The organism is Methanosarcina baltica, assembly GCF_055394095.1.
The window spans coordinates 341,540-359,949 of record NZ_AP042463.1 but is presented as its reverse complement, the minus strand read 5'-3'; the positions used below and the strand labels follow the sequence as shown (position 1 = coordinate 359,949).

The window sequence follows — 18,410 nt, the reverse complement described above, 5'->3', positions numbered from 1 at the left end:
GTTATGACCCGATGATTTAGGCAGGGCCCAGAATAATGCGGTTTTTGTGGGGCAGAGATATTAATACTAAAATCACCAATAAATATCTATATTACTTTCGGCAGTTGTAGGTTTATCTTTTTAGCTCAGGGTAGTTGACAGCAGGGCCCAGACAACAAATACTAATAGTTCCGCAATATTATGGGAACATGCCTGAAGGACAGAGTTCACACATTCGAAAGTATTAATTCAGAGCTTTTTATGAATTATTTAATTGTGAAGGAGATCACATGCCAGAAAAGGATCATTCCGGTTCTCAAAAGGAGTTTATTCTCGAATTGCTTTCAGGACTGGGTAAAATAGAAGGCAGGACCAAATTTCAAAAAATTGTGTTTCTCGGGCAAATGGAGCTGGGGCTCCCTGAGTTATTCAAATTCGATAAATATCATTATGGCCCCTATTCCTGGGGTCTTACCGAAATTCTTGAAGACCTTATTGCTACCGGCTATATCATAGAAGATAATGAAAAACGTGGAGATTATGTATCCTATGTATATAGTCCGGCAGATTTTGCATTAACAGATGTGGATCTTTCGGCCCGGTATATTTCCGAAAAGAAAATTGAGACACTTAAAAAAATATCTGAGCTTCCCAGGAGTGCAATAATTGAATACGTCTACCGGAAATATCCCCCCGAAAGACTTACTGCATAATGGTTTCCCCCTGGTCATAAAACCCCTTGATTATGTGGAGTCCGAAGAGATTAAAAAGTTAATCGTATCTATTCAGCGTACCAAAAAGCAGCCGATTGATACTGATTATCATGTTTCAAAGGTATCGAATTACCAACTTACGTAAAACCGAAAAACGCAATCAATAGCCAACAATTTCATAATATGAGATATGATGATTTTGGTCGTTTCATATTTAAGAAGATGCCTATTGATATTGTTTTTCTTACGCTGAATAGTTACAGTTAATCTTCGCTTTTGAAGACGACCTGACTTTACGAAACTTTTTCATAAAACAGACTTTTTCCGGCCTTTCTTCAGGAGATGGAGCCGGGGCTAAAGAAAGCCGCACCTATCAGTACTTTTTTGATTTCATTCGGGAATCCCGCCTGCTTCCAATGGCTATGCCGGGAAAGTCAAATTCAAAATATTATACATACCTTTTAAACCTCTCCAGCATAGCGGACCAGGTCTTTCTAAAATCAATAAACAGATCGCTGGCCCACGTCTGTGAGAAAGCCGAAGAAATTGGAATTATAAGCCCTGATATCTTCATTGATTCCGTGCGCCACAATGGAAGGGAATTCGATAAGATTACTCCGGCAGGGAAAGGGCCTGTTAATGATGATTTTCCTCTCTCGGTCCCGGAAAAATTTTGTTTCTATAAAATCTCCGAGGCCCTTTATGAAATCTGGATTAAACCTGAAAACACGGGCCTTTTCCTGGAAGTATGGGTCTACCACGTCCTGAATGAGCATTTCAGGGGCCGTGATGATGTTGAAGTTTTTCACAGTGTTCAGGTATATAACAGGGGTGCAAGAAAACAGCCCGAAGCCCTGGAAGCCTTGATCGAAAGCAACCTCTTAAGGTCCACAATCTCGGAAATCACCGAACTTGACGTCCTCATAACAAAAAACAACAGGCCCGTCTGTATCATTGAGTGCAAAAACACCGTAGCAAATATGTATGACGTTTTGAAACTCCACGGTGTGACGCGCTTGTTGAATATTGAGAGGGGCATTCTTGTAACCAATAACTTCCACCGTTCAAAGGGCATAACTGTTTTTGAAAACCTGCACATTGTTTCGGACATCATCGATAATCCGGATTTTCCTGCAAACCTCATTGATACAGTGCTTGAAATAGTAGACAATTCTACAGAAATGGAAACGTGAGTACACCGGAACTTTAAATAATCGATCTCCCCAAAATCCAAATAAAAACCCCCAAAACCGAAGGACTTCAATATGACAGAAACCCCCAGGCACATCCCCTACGATAAACTTGTCCGCGACAGGATTCCCGAAATCATAAAAAACTCAAACAGGACGCCGGAATACAGAACTCTCGATGAGGACCGGGAATACGTGGAATATTTAATAAAAAAGCTTCAGGAGGAAGTCCTGGAATTTCTGGAAGACCCCTCTGTTGAAGAACTGGCCGACGTCCGGGAAGTTGTTGAGACCCTTTCCTCAATCCGGGCGTTTGAAAATGTTGAGAGTATACAGATTAAAAAGAGGGAGGAAAGAGGGGGATTTGAGGCGAGAGTTTTGCTTACTGGGGTTTTTGAAGTGGAATAATTAAGGAATTACATTTTTATATGAAGTTACCCTCACATTCCAAACAAAGTATGTTTCTATCAGTTCACAGTACGGAAGTATCATTTTGTTGAGTTCACATTAACAAAATGCCCTATATACGGGAATTATTATTCCCATATTGGCAGAGGGTTGAAATGTGGACAAATCGTCGAAGTGAATTATTTTCTTTTGCCTAATTTCAGAAGCTCATCATCTAACCCATGACGAACAACATCAATAATTGGTACTCTCCTAGCAACGATGTCCCCTGTCAATGTGGGGAGCTTGAAAGGGAAGAAGCCCGGAGCGTTTACCAGTAGTTCCAAACTTCCTTTTCCTTCAGGATTAGCATGTAATGCTGCTTCCAGGAGCAAAATGGCCAGGTCCCTGTCCTGAACCATCAGAGTATCGGATTTTTCATAACAACCCCTGGAATCCGAGTCTTTCAGTACTCTCCAGGCAACAAATGAGCGAATTGTATAACGTGCATTTCGGGAAACTGTTTCACGATCTCCGTACTGCTCTTTAAGTCGGTTGAATATCTGACGCTGGGTAATCTGTTCTTGCAGGTTCAGCAAGCGGCCGGTCTGAGTGGCAGCATTAAACCAGAAGGGATATGCAGCAGATAGAATGGCCCAGTGTAGGGGCAGCCACTGCTTCGGCGGGATTTTGGATGCCATTGTAAGTGCACGGTCGCGAAAATCAAGAAGCTCCTCTTCAGGGTCAAACCAGGCTGATAAGGGAGCTATTGCCATGCGATAGGTTTTTTCGCCTCGCTCACCTGTGCCACCACTCTGTTTTTTATCGGCAAGGTAGCTTTTTAACTCGGCTCTGATGGATTCAGGATCCATGCCAGCAAGAAGCATACTGAGTACGTGGTCCATCCATTCAGGTCGGATTACCTGCTTTATCCCGATTTTTTCATGCCTTTTACCCATCACCGAGTTCTCCTCTCAATTTTCACCAGTGGCACGATGACCTCTTCGATGGAGATCCCACCATGGCCAACAATCATCTCGCCTTCCCTGATGAAGGCTTCGCTTCCCTCGATCACAAGGGGGAAGTAGTCAGGTGGCAGGCCAACCGGCTCCCATTCACGGGCAAATAAAAATGAACTGGCGACCGAGGCCCGGAGTTCAGGGGTCGGATAGGTCCGGACCCTTTCTCCACGAGTTTCTGCAATAGCGCCTTCCGAAGGGCGACCTTTTCCATAGCACTCGATATTGCCGTGGTCTGATGTCAGCCAGACCTGATAATCATGGTCCAGCAGGTAGCTGAGAAGGGTGCTGAGGAATCCACTCTGGACCCACTGTTTGAGCTGGGTGTGCATCCCGGCCGCACCCTGCTGCATCCCGTGCATAATTTTGTCCACCATATCCACGACCAGGCCGACTACTTTTGTCTGGTCCGGGTTCAGGCTGGCTTCAAGGATCTCAGCAGGGTTGCCGCTTTTCAACCCTCTCAGGTAAGCGATATCCGAATTTAACAGACCTGTGTCTTTCCAGAACTGAGTCCAGAGGGCGCTTTCCCTGTTTGTTGTGTTGATCGAGGAGGGGAAGTAGAGGGGAGGCTTCCCGGCGAAAATAGACTGTCTTGAGACTGAGGTGAGGGTGGGAATCCACGCAAAGGTTGCGCCATCCCTGATTAGAAGGCTGTTGTCCTGTTCCTGAAGGACCTGGCGGATTGTGACCCACTGGTCAAGGGAGAGGCCGTCCACCACCACCAGAGCTATCCGGGCATTTTTCGCATCTTCCAGTTCCCGTGCCAGTTTCCGTGAGACATGGTGAAGCATGGGCGGGTTTGTGGAAGGAAGGTTTATCAAGCCTGCATAGTGCTCACTCAGCCAGCTGCTGAAGGTCTGGTTGAGGCCAGTGCCAAACTCTCGGAAACGTTCCCTTTCACGGTCCTGACAGCCTGTATGAATAAGAGCCCCGAGTTCAGCCCATTTCCCGGCGAATGTCAGCCAGTCTGAATACCGTGCTTTAGCCCCCGGAACTTCTTTCTCTACGAGTTCGAGAAGGCGGGTTATGCGGATGTCATTAAATTCAACTCCTGTTTCCGCGATTCCGCTCCGAATCCAGGAATTTGCCTCGACATTGAGCCCGGCCTGCTTGACCGGGGTGAGTTTTCCTTCAACAAAGAGATTGTCAATATAGACGCGGATGTCCTCATGGCCGAAGGGCAGGAGATCCGGACCCGGATATTTGAACCCTTTTCCTGAAGATTTCCCGTAAACTTCGGTTTCGGTTTCGGAGAACTGCCTCTCAAGGAAAATGGGCCAGCGTTCTTGCAGGAATGAAAAGAATGCCTCTTCGTCCGGAACAATCTCTTCCAGGGGCCAGTTCCGGAAAGAGTCACGAGTTTTCAGGACATCGGTCAGGCGGGCAGAGAGCAGTTTTGGAATTTTGGTTTTGTTGTAGTGAAGCCGGAGCAGGGCCCGGAGCAGCCCAACCTCCTCGGTGACGAGTTCCGCCTCAATGCCGAACACATGGCGGAGAATGAAGTCCCGTGTGGCGTTGTCTCCCAGACGCTCCGGGGCGAATTTCTGCTGGGCCTCAAATAAGGCGTCCAGCAGGCTTCGGTCCAGTTTCTCGATAACAGGATAACTGAGATTGGGGAAAAGTTCTCCGAGGCTGAAGGCCAGTTTTCTTCCGGCTTTCAGAAGGTCATAGGGCAGGCTGTCAGGTTCGGAGGCTTCCAGGCGGAGGACGACTGCCCCCTCACTATGTTTTTTTCGGGCCTGTCTGGTCCTGTACTTTGATTCGTATGCGTATCGGAACTCAATCGGGTCATTGAATTCAATCAGGTCATACCCATGGTTCTTGAGCTCAAGAGCCAGTTTTTCTTCGGTCAGCAAAGCATCCGGGTCGGCTACGAGGATGAGCCTGCTGACCTGGGGTATAAATTCATTCAGTATGGCATCCCGCCAGTTAGTCTTGACCATGAGTGCCTCCTTTTACTATCCGCATAAGGAGAAGCGGTTTGAGCTCCGGCACAACCTGTTTTGCCATTTCCAGTTCTTCCCACCATTCCTTTTCTTCGGCGGCACAGTGGGCTTCTCTGTACTGGCGAACTTCGGGAAGCCCGACATGCTCTATGGCTTTTCGTCTGGCTTTGAAGGCATACTGGCCCCGGTCTTCTTCGCAAGCTATGGATAAACGGTGCTCCTGTTGCAGGGCCTCGAAGAGCTCCTGGCCTGTTTGCTCGGCGGCTTCAAGGAGCTGGCCGTAAGCTGTAAGAGACTCTTCGGGCCCGAGAGAGTGCAAAAGTTCCGGCTCTGCCGTCTGCATGGCGTCCCAGATGTGCCGGGCTGTGGGCAGGAAGACCCTGCCTTCGTCACTTACAAAGACGCTGAGATACCGTTTTCTCAGGAGGGGAATCCGTATCTGGCTGTGTTTTTGCAGTCCTGCCTGGAGGCGCACTTCAAAGAGTCCCCAGAGGCCGGAGAGGTTCGGAGGTAGCCCTTCTATGAAAACACAGGGCAGGGGCTGCCCGGCGGCTATCCTGGGAAGATTGAGCGCCAGCCCCCGGACCCGGGAATTTTCAAGGTTGAGCAGCGTTGCGTTAGTGTAGTGCTCGGCCTCTTTCGAACTGAAAACACACTTTTTGAAGACCTGCCCGTCGGGCCAGGTAAGTTCCCACCAGGAACGTTTACGGTCTGCCTCTCCCCCGTGAGAGTTCAGGTATCCGACGGTCATCCTTTCGACCCAGTGAGGCAGGGGATGTGAACGCAGGCGTTCTGCGGCCCGGACGTCCGGCTCATCCGAGATCCCGTAGATGACCGAGGACTCCCTGAGTTCAAGCAGCTCCTCGCGAAGCCGGGAGACTGTCTGGTCCACCGAGGTTTCAAGCTTCTCAGGGTCCAGGAAGGCGGAGGTAAAGACATCCTCAAAGAGTTCGCCTGCCTGAGCTGAGTCAAGGACGTCTCCGGTTTTGTCGATTCCAAACTCCTTGAAGATGACCGCAAGCTTTTGCTCCAGGACCTCTCTGACCCGAAACTCGACTGACTCCTCAAATACAAAGTTGAGGGCCCGGACCGGCTTTTCCTGCCCTATACGGTCCACGCGGCCAATCCGCTGCTCCAGTCGCATGGGGTTCCAGGGAATATCGTAATTGATGATGATGTGGCAGAACTGAAGGTTCAGGCCCTCCCCTCCTGCATCGGTGGAGACCAGGACCCGGACCCTGTCCCGGAAAGTGTCTTGGGCCTGTTTGCGCTCGTCCATGCCCATGGAACCGTTGAGTGTGGTCACTGAAATCCCGCGGCCCTCTAAAAATTCCTTAAGCATTGCCTGGGTCGGGATGAATTCGGTAAAAATAAGGACCTTCAGGTCAGGCTCGTTTTCCTCGGCCTGGAGCTGATAAATCCGGTCGATCAGGGCTTCTGCCTTTGCGTCAGGCCCGGCCTGTTCACACCTGCGAGCAGCATCAAGCAGGCTCTCGACTTGGCTGCTTTCATTTTTAAGGGCTGAGACCCGGGACCTCAGAAGCTCGTCAAGCAGTTCCTGCCCGTCCATTTCATAAAGTTCATCCGGATTTTCTGAGCTGTTTTCCTTCTCCTCCAGCCGCCGGGATGCCAGGCCTTCCCCGGTCTTCAAAGCCTCCAGCCGCCGTTCCAAAGTGGTCCGAATAGCCCGGGTGCTGGAGACGACCAGTCTCTGCATGAGGATCATCAAAAAGCCGATGTGCTGCTTCTTTTCCCGAAGGGCCTGGTTATACCCCTCGCGCACGTAGTCGGTAACGGCTCCGTAAAGCGACTCCTGCAAGCGGTGTCGGCTTTCCCATTTAACGGGAATCGTCCGGGTCTGCCGGGGCTTGAATAGGGCCCTGCCTTCGGAATCAACGGCCTTTCGTTTTTCGGTCCGGATAACGTAAGGAGCCACCCGGTCCCGCGAGACACTCTCCAGATCCGGGAAAGCCTTCCTGTCAAGCAGGTTTATGAGCCTGTGAAAGGCGTCGGTCTTGCCCTGGTGCGGGGTTGCCGAGAGCAGCAGCATGTAAGGAGCAGCCTCTGCAAGCCCCCGCCCGAGTTTGTAGCGGGCCACCTGATCGGTACTTCCTCCCAGCCTGTGGGCCTCGTCCACGATTACCAGGTCCCACCCGGCCGTGATAAGCCCTTCAAACCGGCTGCGGTTGTATTCCGAAACCCTTTCCGCAGACCAGCCTTTCCGCTTATCCAATGGCTTTACGGAATCGAGAGATACGACCACCTGATCAAAAAGCCCCCAGGGAGACCGCTCAGCCCCCGCTCCCGGAGCAAGACGCTGCAATGTCCCGATGTCCTCCCCCAGAATGAGCCTGAACTCCTCAGAAAAGTGGGTCTGCATTTCCGCCACCCATTGAGTAGCAATCCCCTTCGGAGCCACAACAAGCGTGCGCCGGACGAGCCCCCGAAGCTTCAGCTCCCGTATCACAAGCCCGGCCTCGATAGTCTTTCCCAGCCCCACCTCGTCGGCCAGCAGATAACGGACCCTTTCTCCCGAAATGGCCCGGGACAGAGCCTGAATCTGATGCGGAAGCGGGATGACGTTTGACTCCATGGGAGCCAGAAGTACATGGCCTTCGGCCCCGTTTGTGCCTCCTTCCAGCACCTCTGCAACTTTTGCGGCCGCCGAGATATAAGCGATTCGGCTGGCCTCAATTTCCGGCTGAATTTCGGAGCTTAAGGGTCGCAGGGTAGACCTGGGGATTCGAACAACCGCATCCTTATCAGGCAACCAGATCCGGCAGACGGGCTGGCCCCAGAGGGTTTGTTCTTCGATTATTTTGCAGGGGGTGTTGTGGAGGGTGGAGTATTGCCATGTATCTATCATTTTTAATTTACTCTCTTACCTATTTCGAGGAACCAATTTCGAATTTCCTCATACCCCTCTCTATCTTTTAAATGCTCTAAAGACATTTTATTTGCAGCATCATCATTTAGCCAGTGCTTGAGAGATCGTCCATTAATCCTCTTTTGATTAAGAGCTTTTTTTATCTCACCCTCTACATCACAATCGTCTGTCAAATTGAAAGTAAAAGGAGTGGGGATAACTTTCTGGAATGCTTCATTTATTGCATCAAAATGAAGATAATTTTCTAGTTCTCTTTTTTCAGTAAGAAATGCGATTGACCCATCATTTCTACTATTAACAGCATCTCTTGCATCTTGATATTTGTATTTCCCTTTATTCAGCAGATCACGGTCATATATATGCACTTCTGGTAATCTAAATTCCTTCAAGTAATGTTGATTTACCCATTCCTGAAGGTTGCTTCCCCCAAGAACGACCAAAGCAATACGAGGATCATTAAATATATCTATGATAGATGGATCTTCGGACTTGAGGAGTGGATTAATGTGTCTGAAGAATCGTAAATCATGGGGACCTTCCACACAAAAAATTACTTTAACTCTCCTATCTGGGTATCTATTCAGCTACCTCTGTTTCTAACTTATATTTCGTATAAACTCAACAATTACTTTTTTCATATAGATTAATATAAAAATCATCGGATTTTGGAATGAGGTTTATGAAATGTGAAGAGATTCTTACTCAATGCCGTTCAGACCCTGAATCCATTGTTTCATATATTGAGGATCTTGAGTCTCGGTATGAAGATCTTGGATCTCGGTATGAAGATCTTGGATCTCGACACGAAGAGCTTGAATCTCGGTATGAAGATCTTGGATCTCGACACGAAGAGCTTGAATCTCGATATGAAAATCTTGAATCCGAAAACACCGAACTTCGAGAAAGACTTAATGAGTTAGAATCTCGCCTAAAAAAGAATAACCAAAACCAAAAAAGAAATCGACTTCCCTCTACTAACAATTCTACTGATAAAATACCTCAATCAAAAGGTTCACAAAAAGGAAGTTTTAGACGTCCTGGCGGCCAAAAAGGGCATCCTGGTTCTACATTAAGGATGATTAAAAATCCTGATAAAACAATCATTTATAAGCTACATAAATGTGAACATTGTGGTTGTAACATTGAGAAGATTGAAGTTATAAATTACGAGAAGAGACAAGAATTTGAAATAATTGTAAGGCGTAAAGTGACCGAACATCGTGCTGAGATCAAAAAATGTCCTTATTGTAACCGCAAAAACAAAGCTGCTTTTCCGAAATCAATTACAAAACCTGTCCAATATGGCAATATGGTTTTAACAATTGCAATTTACCTCCGAAACTACCAATTGATTCCCTATGACCGAATCAAGAAATTATTTAAAGATGCCTTTGGATTTGATATAAGCGTTGGTACAATAATTAGGGCAGAAAATAAGTTATTTCACAAGTTGAAAGGTGCTACAAACCACATCAAGAAGCAACTGATAAAAGAAAATGTCATCCATGGTGATGAAACTGGAATCGACGTTGGTGGTCAAGGGGAATACTGCCATTTAATCTCTACAAAAAAATATACATACTATTTCCATAATAGGAGTCGAGGATCAAAAGCAATGAATAAAATGGGAGTGTTGCCTAAATATAGAGGAATTATAGTCCACGATTTCTGGAAACCCTATTTTAAATACAAATGTGAACATGCGGCATGTAATGTCCACATTCAAAGAGAACTTAAAGACATTTATAACATATTCAAGCAAGTGTGGGCTGAGGAGATGTCTGATCTCCTATATGAAATTAAAAAATGCGCAGACTTTGCCAGAAAACAGGGCATACAAATAGATGAAGATACGCTCAAGACCTTTAAAGAAAAGTATCAGTCAATACTAATGAAAGGATTTGAGGACAATCCTCCACCTGAAATCTCGAAAGACAATGGGGTTAAAAGAGGAAGAAAAGCGCAGAGCGATGCAAAAAATCTCCTTGATAGACTTTCAAAGTATGAAAAAGAAATCTTGAGGTTTGCTACGGATCTAAGAGTTCCTTTCAGTAACAACCAAGCAGAAAGAGATCTCAGAATGATAACAGTTCAGCAAAAAATATCGGGAGATTTTAGGAAACCCCATGGAGCAGATGTTTTCTTTAGAATTAGGGGATACATATCTACACTAATAAAGAATAATATACCTACTATAAGTTCACTTCATGCGGCGATTGAAAATGTGCCACCCTTACCCTGAATAGATACCTATCTGGAAGTACTCCTAAATCAGATGCCACCTGTTCAAAAATATCTTCTGATCCTGTTTTTATGGATCTTACGTTATTATCATCAAGTGAAATGTAACGAATAGAATCAACAGGAAGCAAAGAAGCCAAAGCAGGAACATGTGTTGTTAGCATGACTTGACAACCGTCGGTCTCTGCAATGGCTTGCAATGATTCAATGATTTTTCGTTGGTAGTTTGGGTGCTGAGCTGTTTCAGGTTCTTCAATTGCATAAATCAAATTACTTTTACAAGATTGTTCTTTTAAACGCTCCGCTTCAGCCCGGAAAAAACTAAAAAGAACAAGCCTTCGAACACCACTTCCACGTTTATTAATGGGAATCTCATAATCTCCTGTTAACGAAAGCTTGAATAGACTATCCCATTTTGGGTCAGATTTAAAAATTGGAGTGAGCTCGGAAGCAAGTGTTTTATCAAAGTCCGCAAGTTTGACAATTGTTCTTTCAGCCACTTCAATTGTATGTTCTCTGACTTTTTCTTTGACTTTATCGAGCTCTGGTTGAACTTCTTTAATAGCCTGCATCACAGCTACTTTAAGAGGGTCTTGTACCTCGGCATCTTCATCGGTAGAAGGCCGATCTGCTCTAAACAAAGCATATTCAGGGAGATATTTATACAATTGATCCCATATCTTTTTTGAATCCTCTTTATCCAATTGTATCTTAGAGGGTTTAAGCTGTAAATCATCACACTTTTCCCAAATTGCTCTTCTCAAAGCTACGTTTGACCGCCTATCAACTGATGAATCAATACCGGTTGAGTCACCAATTTTTTTTAGTTCGGCATTTTTTTGACAAATTAAATTATTAACATTGTCAGAAGTCGGATGGTTAGCAATTGCAATTATCTTTTGCTTCTTTAGTTTTCCGTCTGAATACTCAAATATCTTGTGAATTTCGAGATATCCATTCTGATTCAGAAGGTATTCTTCAGATAGCGAAGTTGATGAATTTGTATCAATCGTGATTTTTTCTGGTAAGTCCGTAAATACACAACCAATCTGAACCTCGCATGAACAGCCCGCATGTACGCATACATCGCTTACATCAATCTTTACTAATGGATTATCAAAGAAAACCGCCAATGCATCGAAAATAGTTGATTTACCAGCATCATTTCTGCCAATAAAAGCTGTTAGTTGATCAATTGGTATTCGGTGTTCATTCTGGTAACCTCTAAAGTTTTTTAACACAACTTCTTTTAAAAGCATTTTACACACTTCCCATCCTTGTCACTGCCTGATCATACCACATGAGCAGTTTCGGGTCTTCCTCAAGCACTTTATTAGGAATCTTCTCCGCAACACCAATTATAGTGGAATAGTCCCTCTCCTGCCAGGCCTTTTTAAATCCGGCCCGAACAGCCTCAAGCCTGAAAACCTTTAACTTCTTCTGGGCCTGCCTGTACTCCCCAAATTCCTTAAGCAGAGCCTTTTCCCTCAGTTTTTCCAGATCCCCCGCCTTATTCGGATCTGGCACATACCAGCGGTCTTTTGCTTTGGTAACCAGCTTCGGATCATCCTTGGAAAGGTTCCGCATTTCAGGCCAGTTGCTCGAAAGGTAACTGTGAATCTGGCCCGGCACCTCACCTTTTCCGTCGTAAGAGAGGAAGTTCTGATTCAAAAGTTCCCGTAAATCCAGCTGCTGCTCGTTTTTGTTCCAGCCACTGAGTTCCTGCATGAACAGGGGATTTATATCCTGAAATGTCTGCGGCTTTTCCTTGATAAGCTGGCGCATCCACTGGATAGCCGAAGCCTCGTCCGAGACAAAAAACTTTACCTGGAAGAACTGTTTCGTCATCTTTTTGCGGTCATACTCAGCAGCCTGTTCCGGTAAAAAGTACATCCCGTCCCGTTCAATAAAACGCTGAGAAAGCCCGATCTGGAATTCCGGGCTTGATATAGGCACCGGATAGCCTTTCCTGATATAGTAGGCAACCATCTGGTCAAAAAGAATACGCGGATCACGCTCAGGCACCATCTGCAAAAGAGCCCCCTTACTTTTTGTGACCGGCAAATAATCAAGGTGCGTCCTGACAAAATCCCAGACCCCTTCTTCGGTGGTGGCCTCTTCTTGAAAACGCTTTTCGAATCCGCCGTTGGGTTTGTAGGCTGAAATAACGAGGTCCTGTTTAACGGCGATTCGACTCCTTATTGTTGCCATTCCACCTTGTTTTTTATCCAAAGATGAAACATTGCCGATAATAAAACCTGAGTTTTCAATAGAAGTTTGAATAATATTCCAAACATAAGCATTGGTATTCGAAAACTCAATCGTTATCCATTTTCCAGGCTTTAAGGCTGCATAAATAACTCTGAATCCCCTTTCCATCAATTTTCGGTATTCTTCAGGCCCTTTCCCTTGAACTGAATTTTCAATCGCTTCAGGAATATTATTCGTAGCTACTTCCAGCCAACTTTCCCATGGAAAACTCAATTCAGAATAATTGAGATTGGATCCAAATGGTGGATCAATAAAAACGTAGTCTATACAATCTTTAAGAGTTGTTGCGCTAAAGCTGTCCACTGAAACTGTTGATAGTAGGTTAATTGAAAATGATGGATAGGAACTGAAACTACGAGACTGGGTTTTCAGCCTATTTTCCAGCAACTCAGTTATTGGAGTTTCCATGCTGATAGATGGTGCATAAAGAGTACCTTTTCGATGCCCTGCATTACAACCTCCACCACCAAAGAAATAATTCTTTAAATGAAGTTGATTTAACTTCGTGGCACGATTTAAAAATCCCGTGAATAAATATTTTAACTTTGAATTATTTTTTGATGATTGAAATGTCTTACTGAGTACCCATAAATTTCGCTTAGTATAGAAGTGATGTATATGGGTAATGCCAATTGGATCGTTTCGGCGTGTCTCTTTACCTTCCATCAGACGATCAGTTGGAAACCAGTAAGGAATCTCGCTATTTTCAATCTTCTCAATCAGAGCAAAATCAAATTCATCAGGCCTTTTTTCAAACCGCTTCCCACCTATAGAATAATTAATCAGCACAGGAATCTGCTTGGCCTGTCTAATTGTTTCCTTGATAGCTGAATCATACTTCGTTACCCAGGCTCGGTCTATATTCCTTTTAGTAAGTTTTGCCGAGCAGTGTGGACAGGGAAATTCATCAAGTACTTTTCCGGCTTCCTTATCGACAGCTGCTTCCCAGAACACTACTTCTCTCGCACATTCAGGACAGACAAACACGTCCGACCAGACGGTATAATTGATCTTTCCAATCTGGCCGTCGGTATGTCTGGTCTCGTACATCCAGCCGCATTCTTCCTCGACTTCTTTCAGGATGCGTTTTGCTTCCTTCTCAAAGGCCTTCACGTCCACGGGGGTGTTATAATTGTAGGCTATGAAGGTCGCTGCCGGAGAGAGATCATTTAAAACGGCCCGGCGCACGCCGAGTTTTGAGAAAGGCATCCAGCGGGTTTTTCCGTCGTCGTCGGTTTCTTGCTGGAGGATGCTGCCATCGGGCTGGACCTGATAGCCGAGGGATTCTACGGTTTTACGGTCTCCACACATCTGGGCGGCTACTCCGGTCATGCCGGTTCCGCAGAAGCCGTCGAAGACAATGTCGCCGGGGTCGGTGTAGTGGAGGATGTAGCGCATTATGGCTTTGTGAGGGACTTTGGTGTGGTAGGAGTGAGCGTTGTAAATGGGGTCGTTTTTGCCTTCTTTTACGTCGGTTGCAAAGGGTTCTCTGTGGTATTTGTCGTCTTTCGGCTTTTCGGGTTTCTGGGCTTCCCATTCTTCTATGAAGTCGGCAATCCAGGGGTTCGGACAGGCGGTGTAATATGGCGGGTCGCTTAAACGCAGGATGTCTTCATCGGAGGCTATGGGGAAACCTTCGATTTTGCGGAACTCCGGATCCTGGAGTTTTTCTTGCAGGATTTCGGTGAAGTGATTTCGGCGGGCTTCTTCGGATTCGAAGGTTGTGCCGAGACAGGTCAGCTTACTGCTTTTTTTTGTTGCTGCCTGTGTATTATCAAAGTCCAGGGTTTGCTGTTCGCTCATTTTTCATCAGGGTCCTGTAAAAACGGTGCTTGCTTTAAGGGGCTGGTTTCAGTCAGGCGGTATTTCTGTTTACTGCTGCGGAGTGACTTGTGGGGTGACTTGTGGGGTGACTTCCGGGGTAGTTCCTTCAACTGACTGAACCACCAAAGGTCCAAGAAAAGAATTTATCGTCGTCCAGAATTCTCCGAAGTTTCCATCTGAGTCTTTTTTGAGGTACCCCGTCACAAATAGAGAAAATTCATGTGATTCCAGGGTTTCATCCAGAAATGGCTCTATTGCTTTCTCTCGAAGAGCTATCAATTTCGAAATATTCAGCCCCAGGTTTTTAATTGTGGTTCTTGCTGCATCGTCAGATTCATCAGCTGGCTCGATTTTACCATTTGCTGTATAGGTAAAACGTCCCTCACAACTTGGGTCCAGCGGAGAAACAAGAAGCCGGGCATCAAACCAGTTGCCTTTTAGGTTTCCGCAATGCCTGGGCTCTCTCTCTTCCAGATGATCTTGGCAGGAGCGAAGCATATTGGAATAATCCAGAGGATCGACGGCCGGGTCGCTCTGGGGCCTGAAATGCTCAATATGGGAATCGTCAACTATCAAACGACGTTCGCAGTAACAGCAGATGTGACCCTGTTCTTCCATGAGATAAGATACTACAGCTTCCTTTTCTTTACCTCTCAGATCCTCGTATCTTGGCTGCCAGTCTTCATTGGCTTTTGCCTTCCAGTCGGAGAATTTCTGAGGTTCATGGCCTTTGACGATATGCTTCATTTGCCGATCAGCTCTTTGCGTTTTATGAGCACCCCGGCCTTCACAAGTTCAGGATCGGATCCGATCTTTTCCTTTAGTGCTGAAATCAGATTTCTTGCTTCATCCAGTTTACCGGCACCGATAGTCTCAAAAATGATGTCAAGGCTTGACTCAACCTCATTCGGCCTCGTAGTTTCCAGGCCCATAAGGTCCTCAAGAATCCGGTCCACATTTTTCCCGTAGGACTCAATCGGCTTTTCTGCCACAATGCCGGAATCCGTTTGCTTCAGGAGGAAGAGGCTTTCAGGCTGCACATGGGTGATAACATGTGGGGAATGGGTGGATATGATAAACTGGCAGTTAGGGAATACCTCCAGTAACTTAGGAACCACCATCCGCTGCCATTTCGGGTGCAGGTGCAGGTCAATTTCGTCTATGAGGACGATCCCTGAACCTTCCAGCGGGTTTTTGGAGACCGGGTTTAAAATTGCCATCCGCCTTGCAAGGTCTCCAACCAGGGCGATTAAGCACTTTTCCCCGTCTGAGAGTTGATTCACTGTAAAAGGTTTGCCATTTTTCTTAACTTCCATACGCAAAGGTTTCCTGCGAACGGTGAGGTTTGAAAATTCCGGCAAAAATTTAGTTAATGCGGTTCGTACGGCTTCCAGCTGCGGATCAAGGTACTGGTAATCATCCGGATTTACAGGTTTATCATTTAAAATTTTATTTATAGAGTCCTCGATATTCAATCGAGTCAATTGAATTTTCATGACTTCATTTTCAAGGTCTTCAATTTCCCGGAACCATTCAAAAAAAGTCCTGAAATCCACACCACTGGCCAAAGCTTCCTCATAGGCTGAGAGCAGGTCAAAGCTATGCTTCGTCTTGCTTTTCCTCGAGGGAATCTCCAGCCCAGCCCGATTCACAGGATAGTAGTCGAATATGGGAAGGTTAACCTCCTCCAGGGTTTCGGTGATTTTTTCCTGAATTCCTTTTGTATATTCATTCAGTTCTTGCATGTTGGTTTTGCTTTCCGGTGCCGAATAGCCTTTTCGGACTTTGGATAGTTTCCACTCAATAGGCCTGCCTTCGGCTTCACATGCCATTTCAATGGAAGAAGCCGCCTTACCGTTGGTAATGTCACTTTCCATAATTGGCCTGCCAGTTGCACCTGCACGGTTAATTTTGTTTACAGTCCATGAAAGCATAATGGCAACGGCATCCAGAACAGTTGATTTTCCGGAACCGTTAACCCCAATAAAAACATTAAGTTGTGAATTTAAATCCAGGGAAAGAGTTTGAGCTCCCCGGTAATTTGTCAAGTTTAGCTTTGTAACCCTCATAACGACCTCTATTCCTGTATTATATTATGCCTGTTAAAATTTCATTATAAAGGCTCAGGTTTTTGAGCCCTGTAAAAACTGTTTTTGCTTTAAACGGCCTTTTTCCGTCAGGCGGTATTTCTGTTTACTGCTGCGGGGTTTTTCGGGGACGGTCATTTCAATGATTCCGGTTTTCAAAGCAGGCAGTAGGTATGTTTTTCTGAAATGTTCTTCATCCTTTAACCCGATAGCATTCTGCAATTCTTGCCTGGTCATTTCTCCAAAAATAGCATTAACCAATCGAACTTCCGGGGTGACTTCCGGGGTGACTTCCGGGGTGACTTCCGGGGTGACTTCCGGGGTGACTTCCGGGGTGACTTCCGGGGTGACTTCCGGGGTCTTAGTCCCTACCTCAAATTCACTTGAATCTGCCTGTTTATCTAGCTGGATTTTTAGAGCATCGGGAAGCTCGAAAATGGATTCGTCAAGCACCTTAAGAAGTTGCTGCTGTACCATATAGTCAGCCACGGCTTTTGCTTCCCTGTAATTGCCACCAACCAGGCCGCGAATATTTGTCAGGGTAATACGTTCTTCTTCTACGGCCAGCGCCAGGACTTCAGCCTGTTCTGCTGTCAGAATAACCCCGAGGGACTTCTGGAACTGCTGCGTGCGTTCGCTAATCAGAGGCCTGTTGAATAAAACCAGCTCAAACTGTTTGCGGGCTTTATCGTTATGAATCCGGGGAGGTACCCGGCCCAGCTCGTGCCAGTTGCGGAAGATAGCACGAATCCCGGTACCTGCCTGATCACTCAGGCCAATGCGACGAAAGGCCTTTATGATGCCCGGATTGCGGATCTCTTTTTCAGTGGGGTCCAGCAACTCTGCATCCGTAGCAAAAGCATCCCCTGGATTCCAGAAAATCGTCCGGTCTGTGAACAATTTGATTGAGGCTTTGCGGCCGTGGTCCCCGTAGTCCTGATGCACAAGCAGGTTTATGGCAGCTTCACGAAAAGCCACATAATCCGAGGGATCATCATTGCGGCGCAGGGTGTCAGGATCAAGCGAGAAAGGGCGTTCGGCAATACGCATATAGCGTGCCACAAGGCCCCGCCAGGTTTTGAAAATATTTTCCTCGAATACATAGCGATCGTGCCAGCGTTCCTCCGGAGACCACTGTTCAAAGGAAGTATCAATACGCTGGTAATCGAGTACCGGCCGGGGCAATAACTGGCGGACATAGCGGTCTTTTCCAAAAAGCAACACCCCGGCTCTTGTCGGCAGCATGTGCTTATCCTGCTCTACAATGTAGTTCCAGTTCAGCAGGAACTCGATAGGGTCACTTATCTCATCATGTTCGGGATTGCGCCGAAAGAACTGCGTCTGGTACCAGCGGACCGTATCTTCGTCAAAAAAGCTGTCAACGGAAATCTCAACAGGTTCACTATCATAACGTAGCAGTGCAGAATCCCGTAAAAACCGCTCCAATTCACTTTGTGTACACTGCTCATCCCCGGCCCCCCGGCGGATGTATGACTGGCGAGGGTCTCCCCTCAGATAAACAGGTTTATCCTGTCTTGAATTTTCTGGGATATAAAAAGCCAGTAACTGCTTGCCTTCGATTTCGTATTTCTGCTCCCGGACCCGGATAATCCGGTTGAGTTTCTGGCCGCTCCTGAGGGTGCTGAGAAAATTATTCTGGACCCGGTCCACCTCTTCAACTCCTCCGATCTCCAGCCTCCTGTTTTTCTCCTGCACCCCAAAAACAAGCCAGCCACCGGCCGTATTGGCAAATGCGGATACGGTTTTGTAGGCATCATCCGGAACTTCTCGAAGGGCCTTTTTGCACTCAAAATCGTTCCACTCAAAAGTGCGGAGCTTTTCCAGTAGCTCATCTCTGTTCAT

General features: G+C 46.3%; 13 protein-coding genes. 4 read left to right on the top strand and 9 right to left on the bottom strand.

Annotation, left to right across the window (positions count from 1 at the left end; genetic code table 11):
* The first annotated feature begins 269 nt into the window (after nt 1–269).
* From ACZ5QV_RS01715 to ACZ5QV_RS01705, 3 genes are all read left to right on the top strand, one after another.
* Nucleotides 270–692 (top strand): hypothetical protein, encoded by a 423-nt coding sequence (locus ACZ5QV_RS01715; RefSeq protein ID WP_464600943.1) that lies wholly within the window; start codon nt 270–272, stop codon nt 690–692.
* A gap of 416 nt (nt 693–1,108) precedes the next feature.
* Entirely contained in the window at nt 1,109–1,885 is a 777-nt protein-coding gene (locus ACZ5QV_RS01710) for a hypothetical protein (RefSeq protein ID WP_464600942.1), read from the top strand.
* Nucleotides 1,886–1,957: 72 nt separating this feature from the next.
* A complete protein-coding gene (locus ACZ5QV_RS01705) occupies nt 1,958–2,290 on the top strand; it encodes a hypothetical protein (RefSeq protein ID WP_464600941.1) in 333 nt (110 codons plus the stop codon).
* Between the two features lie 179 nt (nt 2,291–2,469).
* Here the strand turns inward: ACZ5QV_RS01705 and ACZ5QV_RS01700 are convergent, their stop codons facing one another.
* Genes ACZ5QV_RS01700 through ACZ5QV_RS01685 form a run of 4 tightly spaced genes read right to left on the bottom strand, consistent with a single transcriptional unit; the run spans nt 2,470 to nt 8,666 of the window.
* On the bottom strand, nt 2,470–3,228 hold the full coding sequence (locus ACZ5QV_RS01700) for a hypothetical protein (RefSeq protein ID WP_464600940.1): 759 nt from the start codon (nt 3,226–3,228) through the stop codon (nt 2,470–2,472).
* Entirely contained in the window at nt 3,228–5,234 is a 2,007-nt protein-coding gene (gene pglZ / locus ACZ5QV_RS01695; RefSeq protein WP_464600939.1) for a BREX-3 system phosphatase PglZ, read from the bottom strand. Before pglZ ends, ACZ5QV_RS01700 begins: the two co-directional genes overlap by 1 nt.
* Nucleotides 5,221–8,103: a DEAD/DEAH box helicase gene (locus tag ACZ5QV_RS01690; protein ID WP_464600938.1), complete on the bottom strand. Its 2,883-nt coding sequence runs from the start codon at nt 8,101–8,103 to the stop codon at nt 5,221–5,223. The genes pglZ and ACZ5QV_RS01690 overlap by 14 nt, the downstream gene beginning before the upstream one ends.
* A gap of 2 nt (nt 8,104–8,105) precedes the next feature.
* Complete coding sequence (locus tag ACZ5QV_RS01685) at nt 8,106–8,666, bottom strand: hypothetical protein (RefSeq protein ID WP_464600937.1); 561 nt, start codon at nt 8,664–8,666, stop codon at nt 8,106–8,108.
* 137 nt (nt 8,667–8,803) lie between these two features.
* Between ACZ5QV_RS01685 and tnpC the strand changes: the two genes are divergently transcribed.
* Complete coding sequence (gene tnpC / locus ACZ5QV_RS01680; RefSeq protein WP_464599444.1) at nt 8,804–10,366, top strand: IS66 family transposase; 1,563 nt, start codon at nt 8,804–8,806, stop codon at nt 10,364–10,366.
* Here tnpC and ACZ5QV_RS01675 read toward each other — a convergent pair.
* The 5 genes from ACZ5QV_RS01675 to ACZ5QV_RS01655 form a co-directional block, all read right to left on the bottom strand.
* Complete coding sequence (locus ACZ5QV_RS01675; protein ID WP_464600936.1) at nt 10,317–11,624, bottom strand: ATP-binding protein; 1,308 nt, start codon at nt 11,622–11,624, stop codon at nt 10,317–10,319. The two genes, tnpC and ACZ5QV_RS01675, sit on opposite strands and share 50 nt — an antisense overlap.
* Before the next feature lies 1 nt (nt 11,625).
* Nucleotides 11,626–14,439 carry a DNA methyltransferase gene (locus ACZ5QV_RS01670; protein WP_464600935.1) on the bottom strand — a complete coding sequence of 938 codons (2,814 nt, stop codon included), beginning with the start codon at nt 14,437–14,439 and terminating at the stop codon, nt 11,626–11,628.
* Between the two features lie 69 nt (nt 14,440–14,508).
* The gene (locus ACZ5QV_RS01665; protein ID WP_464600934.1) at nt 14,509–15,207 is read right to left on the bottom strand and encodes a retron system putative HNH endonuclease; all 699 of its coding nucleotides are present in this window, start codon (nt 15,205–15,207) and stop codon (nt 14,509–14,511) included.
* Entirely contained in the window at nt 15,204–16,529 is a 1,326-nt protein-coding gene (locus ACZ5QV_RS01660; RefSeq protein ID WP_464600933.1) for an AAA family ATPase, read from the bottom strand. Before ACZ5QV_RS01660 ends, ACZ5QV_RS01665 begins: the two co-directional genes overlap by 4 nt.
* 54 nt (nt 16,530–16,583) lie before the next feature.
* A complete protein-coding gene (locus ACZ5QV_RS01655; RefSeq protein ID WP_464600932.1) occupies nt 16,584–18,410 on the bottom strand; it encodes a Fic family protein in 1,827 nt (608 codons plus the stop codon).

Coding starts and splice junctions, on each gene's coding strand:
- ACZ5QV_RS01715 (WP_464600943.1), top strand. CDS start 270: ATGCCAGAAAAGGATCATTCCGGTTCTCAAAAGGAGTTTATTCTCGAA.
- ACZ5QV_RS01710 (WP_464600942.1), top strand. CDS start 1,109: ATGGCTATGCCGGGAAAGTCAAATTCAAAATATTATACATACCTTTTA.
- ACZ5QV_RS01705 (WP_464600941.1), top strand. CDS start 1,958: ATGACAGAAACCCCCAGGCACATCCCCTACGATAAACTTGTCCGCGAC.
- ACZ5QV_RS01700 (WP_464600940.1), bottom strand. CDS start 3,228: ATGGGTAAAAGGCATGAAAAAATCGGGATAAAGCAGGTAATCCGACCT.
- pglZ (WP_464600939.1), bottom strand. CDS start 5,234: ATGGTCAAGACTAACTGGCGGGATGCCATACTGAATGAATTTATACCC.
- ACZ5QV_RS01690 (WP_464600938.1), bottom strand. CDS start 8,103: ATGATAGATACATGGCAATACTCCACCCTCCACAACACCCCCTGCAAA.
- tnpC (WP_464599444.1), top strand. CDS start 8,804: ATGAAATGTGAAGAGATTCTTACTCAATGCCGTTCAGACCCTGAATCC.
- ACZ5QV_RS01675 (WP_464600936.1), bottom strand. CDS start 11,624: ATGCTTTTAAAAGAAGTTGTGTTAAAAAACTTTAGAGGTTACCAGAAT.
- ACZ5QV_RS01670 (WP_464600935.1), bottom strand. CDS start 14,439: ATGAGCGAACAGCAAACCCTGGACTTTGATAATACACAGGCAGCAACA.
- ACZ5QV_RS01665 (WP_464600934.1), bottom strand. CDS start 15,207: ATGAAGCATATCGTCAAAGGCCATGAACCTCAGAAATTCTCCGACTGG.
- ACZ5QV_RS01660 (WP_464600933.1), bottom strand. CDS start 16,529: ATGAGGGTTACAAAGCTAAACTTGACAAATTACCGGGGAGCTCAAACT.
- ACZ5QV_RS01655 (WP_464600932.1), bottom strand. CDS start 18,410: ATGAACAGAGATGAGCTACTGGAAAAGCTCCGCACTTTTGAGTGGAAC.